Consider the following 3219-nt stretch of genomic DNA (forward strand, 5'->3'; position numbering starts at 1 on the left):
CACGCCGATAGCCGGTGAGAAGATCAACGGCGAAACCTTCGATGGAAGAACTGAAACAGCCATATTTCCCGGTGACTTACCGGAGAATATTGATGCGGTTTTCGATGTTTCGGGAGCCGATCACAGGCAGGACTCCGCGGACCCTGCAATCCGCTTCGTCCGTTTCCGTCCCCCAAAGCTCGAACGCACGGCCGAAGGCGTCACGCTGTCGCTGCCGCATATCAGGCTCGACCGTGCCTTGCAGTTCCTGATCGGAGATCATCTGGCATGACCGCGCCCCGCAAGCCGGCGGCATTCCGCATCGAACCGGAAGCCCCACCGAGACAAGCGGCCCCTGAGCCGCGCAACATCCAGGCCGACACCCAACGCAAACCCCGCGCGATGAAAACCGATGTCGCGATGGTCATACCGGCGGAAGTCGATGTCTTCGACGAGCCCGACATCATTGCCGCGGAGCCGCCACCAGCCGTCGCCCCCAGGAAACGCTCGCTGCTCGGCAACATCTTCTTCGGCGCCTTCGGCGTGCTGGTTTCGCTGGCGGTCGGCCTGTGGACCGACCAGCTCATACGCGACCTCTTTGCGCGCGCTGAGTGGCTGGGCTGGCTGGCGGCCGGCATGGCCGCCATCGCCGTGCTGGCGCTTGTGGTGATCCTGATTCGCGAATTCCTGGCGATCGCCCGCCTCGCCGAGGTCGAAAAGCTGCAGAAGCGGGCGCTCGATGCGATCGCCCGCGACGATCCCAAGGCGGCACGATCGGTCGTCGACGAACTATCGGCCTTTGTCTCGGCCAAACCCGAGACCGCGGCCGGCCGGCGCGCGCTGGCCGAATTGCGCGGCGAAATCATCGACGGCGGCAATCTCGTGCGTCTGGCGGAGGCTGAAATTCTCGGACCACTCGATGCCAGGGCGAAAGTGATGATTCTCGAAGCTGCCAAACGCGTCTCGCTGGTGACGGCGGTCAGTCCACGCGCACTGGTCGATGTTGCCTATGTCGTGTTCGAGGCCGGGCGGCTCATTCGACGCCTGTCGGAACTCTATGGCGGACGGCCGGGAACGCTGGGTTTCTTCCGCCTGGCGCGCAGCGTTCTGGCGCATCTGGCGGTCACCGGTTCGATCGCGGTCGGCGACAGTTTCGTCCAGCAGATCGTTGGCCACGGCCTGGCCGCGCGCCTTTCGGCCAAGCTTGGCGAGGGCGTCGTCAACGGCATGATGACGGCGCGCATCGGCATCGCCGCGATGGAGACGGCTCGACCCCTGCCCTTCAGCGCCGCCAAACGTCCCGGATTGGGCGACTTCCTCTCGGCGCTGACATCGTTCGCAACCAGGAAAGACGGTGCAACGACCCCCTCCGGCAAGTGAGCCGGGCTGGAGTGTCCGGGCATTCGGAATCGTTACCGGACTGCTCTGCGGCGGCCCCGCGGTGACGAAGCATTAACCAATCTTGTTCATGGTCAGACCGGTTCCAAACAGCATCTTTGTTGCCGGGTGTCGTCGATGAAAAGCGTAATTCTATCCAGCGTCCTGTCCCTGGCAACGGTGATTACGACAGTCGTCGGCATTGCCGGAGTGGCCTCTGCGGCGGAGCCGGACAAGCAGTTCTTCCAGTCTGCCGAAGGCAAGTGGATCGGTCCCGGCGAAATCGTCGCCGGCAAGTACAAGGGCACCAAGTTCAACTGCAGCTTCACCGGCTCGACGCCCGACGGCAAGGTCGGCATGTCGCTCGACGGCGGCTGCCGGGTCGGTATGTTCACCCAGCCAATGTCGGCCAAGATCGAGCGCAAGGGCCGCGAGGGCTACAAGGGCAGCTTCATGGGTGGCGCGACCGGTTCCGGCCTCGACATCATCGGCGGCAACGTCGTCGATCCCCGCAAGGTGGTCTTCACCATCAACCGCAACCAGCTGCGCGGCGTCATGCAGGCTCGCATCCCTGACGACAATTCGATGACGGTGACTATCGCCGTGCGCGTCAACGACCAATTGGTGCCGGTGATCGGCATGAGCCTGAAGCGGGTCGACGCGGTCGAAGTCGGTTCCATCGCGCCGAACTGAAATCGCGCCGAACTGAAAAATCCGAAGAAAAAGGCGGCGACCCAACGGTCACCGCCCTCTCACTTGAGCCCATCGAATCAGGCGCTTAGGCCTTGATCTCAAATCAGGGTGTCAGCCCTTGATCGCGGCCGTCACTTCGTCATAGGCCTTGCAGGCGTCGGCCAACGTCGTGGTGCCCTGATACTTGGTTGTCACCGCCTGGACCTTGGCGGTCAGATCAGCCGCCTTGGCCGGGTCCTTGGTGATCGCCTCCTGAAGTGCTGCAGCCATGTCCTGCGCCTTCTTGGTTGCGATCTCCGCCGTGCACTCAGGCGCCTTCGAGCAAGCCGAACCGGCAAGCACCGCCAGGCCGACGGCAACAAACAAAAACTTCTTCATGTCAGTCATCTCCTCAAAAAGGGCGCGACTTGATCGTCGATCACCCTCCAATGGCCGAAGCCGAGCGTCCTTAGCCTTCGATTGCGGCAAGATGCAACGTGTTCCCGGCCTCAACTTGTGTATCGCGCCTGCAACATCGCTGGCGGCAGGATTTGAGGCTACTGTGTCGGCGGCTGCAAAGTTCAGCTGCGAGGCTGCAGCAGCGCCAAGACAGCGGTCGATGCGGCAAGGATAGCAGTCAGAGTCAAAGGCCCAGTCGCGCCATAGGTGTCCACGACATAGCCGCCGACAACCGCGCCGATGGTGATGGCAATTTGGAAAGAGGTGACCATCAGGCTGCCCGCTGCCTCCAGCGCATCAGGCGCCGCGCGCGACATATTGGTCGGCAGCACCACCGGCGCCATGCCAAAGGCGAAACCCCACAGCGTAACGAAACCGAAGGCAACGCCGATATGCGAGCCCCAAAGCACCAAAGTAAGTGCCGCAACCGCCATCAACGCCGCGGTGACTGCGAGGGCCATGTGGATGTTGGTGTCGGCCATGCGGCCGCCGGCAACATTACCGATCACGGCAGCGATGCCAAACCCGAGCAGAGCCAAGGCAATCGGTCCGGTTGTAAGGAGTGTCACCTGTTCGAGGAAGGGACGCACATAGACCGAGCCGGCAAAATGCCCCGTCATCAGCAAAAGGATAGCCAACATGCCGAGTTGGATGCCGCGCCGCCGGGTCAGCCGAAATACATCTGCAAGGCTGTTGCTTGCCGTTGCGGGCAAGGTCGGCAGGCTGAGAAAC

The 3219-nt window shown here is 62.6% G+C and carries 4 protein-coding genes and 1 pseudogene; 3 read left to right on the forward strand and 2 right to left on the reverse strand.

Annotation, left to right across the window (positions count from 1 at the left end; genetic code table 11):
• The 3 genes from EN955_RS34080 to EN955_RS34090 all read left to right on the forward strand — a co-directional run.
• Positions 1–271: YcjX family protein (locus EN955_RS34080; RefSeq protein WP_164769966.1), on the forward strand; the 271-nt coding region annotated here is incomplete at its 5' end.
• Positions 268–1359, forward strand: coding sequence for a YcjF family protein (locus tag EN955_RS34085; protein ID WP_024503534.1), 1092 nt, complete (start codon positions 268–270; stop codon positions 1357–1359). The genes EN955_RS34080 and EN955_RS34085, both read left to right, overlap by 4 nt.
• A gap of 135 nt (positions 1360–1494) precedes the next feature.
• On the forward strand, positions 1495–2049 hold the full coding sequence (locus EN955_RS34090) for a hypothetical protein (protein WP_024503535.1): 555 nt from the start codon (positions 1495–1497) through the stop codon (positions 2047–2049).
• A gap of 111 nt (positions 2050–2160) precedes the next feature.
• On the opposite strand, the gene EN955_RS34095 is transcribed toward EN955_RS34090, so the two are convergent.
• Together EN955_RS34095 and EN955_RS34100 are read right to left on the reverse strand one after the other, a co-directional pair.
• On the reverse strand, positions 2161–2427 hold the full coding sequence (locus tag EN955_RS34095) for a hypothetical protein (protein WP_024503536.1): 267 nt from the start codon (positions 2425–2427) through the stop codon (positions 2161–2163).
• A 182-nt stretch (positions 2428–2609) separates the two neighbouring features.
• A pseudogene (locus EN955_RS34100) lies at positions 2610–3219 on the reverse strand (MFS transporter); the annotation flags it as partial.

This window comes from Mesorhizobium sp. M7A.F.Ca.CA.001.04.2.1 (genome assembly GCF_003998485.1).
GTDB classification, from domain to species: Bacteria; Pseudomonadota; Alphaproteobacteria; order Rhizobiales; family Rhizobiaceae; genus Mesorhizobium; species Mesorhizobium ciceri.

What these genes read in the sequence shown, in the direction of transcription:
- EN955_RS34090 (WP_024503535.1), top strand. Translation starts at nt 1,495, where the DNA reads ATGAAAAGCGTAATTCTATCCAGCGTCCTGTCCCTGGCAACGGTGATT.
- EN955_RS34095 (WP_024503536.1), bottom strand. Translation starts at nt 2,427, where the DNA reads ATGAAGAAGTTTTTGTTTGTTGCCGTCGGCCTGGCGGTGCTTGCCGGT.
- EN955_RS34085 (WP_024503534.1), top strand. Translation starts at nt 268, where the DNA reads ATGACCGCGCCCCGCAAGCCGGCGGCATTCCGCATCGAACCGGAAGCC.